Here is a 1,772-nt window from a genome sequence, read left to right as displayed (position 1 = left end):
TGGGGGGCGCGCTCGCCCTCGCCCCCTTCCCGGCGGGCCCTGCGGCCGCCGCCACGGCGCGCCGCCCCACGCTGCGCAGAGGCTCCCCCGAGCATGCGGGTCTGCTCGCCGGGCATCTGCGCCAACTGGTCGCGGACGCCGAGAAGTTCCTCGGCCCCTCCCCCGAGCACCCCTGGTACGCGGGCGCGGTCCTCCTGGCCGGGCGCGGCGGCACGGTGGCGCTGCACCAGCCGATCGGCAAGGCGGTGCGCTATTCGCACTACGACGAGACGACCGACACCGGCGTCGAGTTCCCCGCCGACCAGCAGATCGACATGGCCGAGGACACCGTCTTCGACCTGGCGTCCGTCTCCAAGCTGTTCACGTCGATCCTCGCCGTGCAGGAGCTGGAGCGCGGCGCGTTGGAGCTGGAGGCCACGGTCGCCTCGTACCTGCCGGACTTCGCCGGCGCGGGCAAGCAGGACGTGACCATCCGTCAACTGCTCACGCACACCTCGGGGTTCCGCGCCTGGATCCCGCTCTACACGGAGCCGACGCGCGAAGGTCAGATCCGCCTCATCTGGAACGAGGCACTGCAGAACCCGCCGGGCACCGTCTATCTCTACTCGGACCTGAACCTGATCTCCCTGCAACTGGTCCTGGAGAAGCTCACCGGCAAGAGCCTCGACGTGCTGCTGCGCGAGCGGATCACGGGGCCGCTCGGCATGCACCGCACCCGCTACAACCCGCCCGCCGCGTGGAAGCCGAAGATCGCGGCGACGGAGGACGAACGCGCCCCGTGGTCGGGCATGGAACGCGGCCTGGTGTGGGGCGAGGTGCACGACGAGAACGCGTTCGGGTTCGGCGGCGTCGCGGGCCACGCCGGGGTGTTCTCCTGCGCCTGGGACCTGGCGGTCCTCGGCCGGACGCTCCTCAACGGCGGTGTCTACGGCGCCGCCCGGATCCTGTCGCAGAAGTCGGTGGACCTGATGTTCACGGATTTCAACACGGCCTTCCCCGGCGACGCGCACGGCCTCGGCTTCGAGCTCTACCAGCACTGGTACATGGGCGCCATGGCGACGCCCCGCACGGCCGGTCACACGGGCTTCACCGGCACCTCGATCGTCCTCGACCCGACGACCGACTCCTTCCTCATCGTGCTGGGCAACTCCGTGCACCCCGTGCGCACTTGGCGATCCGGCTCCGCTCCCCGGGTCGCCGCGGGCACCCACATGGCCCGCGCCGTCGCGGTACACCCCGCCCACGGCCGTGCCGCCTGGTTCTCCGGCATGGCGAACGCAGCCTCGGCCACGCTGACCCTGCCGGACGTGCGCCTGACCTCGTCCGACGCGCGCCTCACGTGCTCCCTGTGGTGGGACACCGAGCCGCACTCCGACTTCCTCTTCCTGGAGGTGTCGACGGACGGCGGTTCCACCTGGAAACCCGTACCCTTCACCACGGACCGTACGGAAGAGCACGCGTCGGGCTCGGTGGACGGCTACGCGGGCCGCGAGTGGCACCGCCTCACCGCGGACCTCGGCGGCTTCACGACCGCTGCCACCAGGGTGCGCTGGCGTTACTCCACGGACCAGTTGTACGTCGGCCGCGGGGTCTACGTGGACGGCGTACGGGTCACCGACGGGCAGCGGGTCGTCTTCGACGAGGCCCGCCCGGCCGACGCGTCCCGGATCGACGCGGTGGGCTGGACGGCCTCGCGGGACTGAGCGCCGCGCCTGCTGGCAGGCGGGGCGACCGCGTCGGCGTCCGCCTGCGGCAGGTGCGGGCGCGGTCGG

The 1,772-nt window shown here is 72.1% G+C and carries 1 protein-coding gene; it reads left to right on the top strand.

Annotated features, from left to right (window positions below):
- Positions 1 to 1,703: serine hydrolase (locus G3I40_RS39920; protein ID WP_164559716.1), on the top strand; the 1,703-nt coding region annotated here is incomplete at its 5' end.
- Positions 1,704 to 1,772: the final 69 nt, after the last annotated feature.

The sequence above is a fragment of the Streptomyces sp. SID14478 genome (assembly GCF_010548525.1).
Taxonomy (GTDB): domain Bacteria; phylum Actinomycetota; class Actinomycetes; order Streptomycetales; family Streptomycetaceae; genus Streptomyces.
Note: the sequence above shows the minus strand (reverse complement) of the source record. Positions and strands in the feature narration are given on the sequence as shown.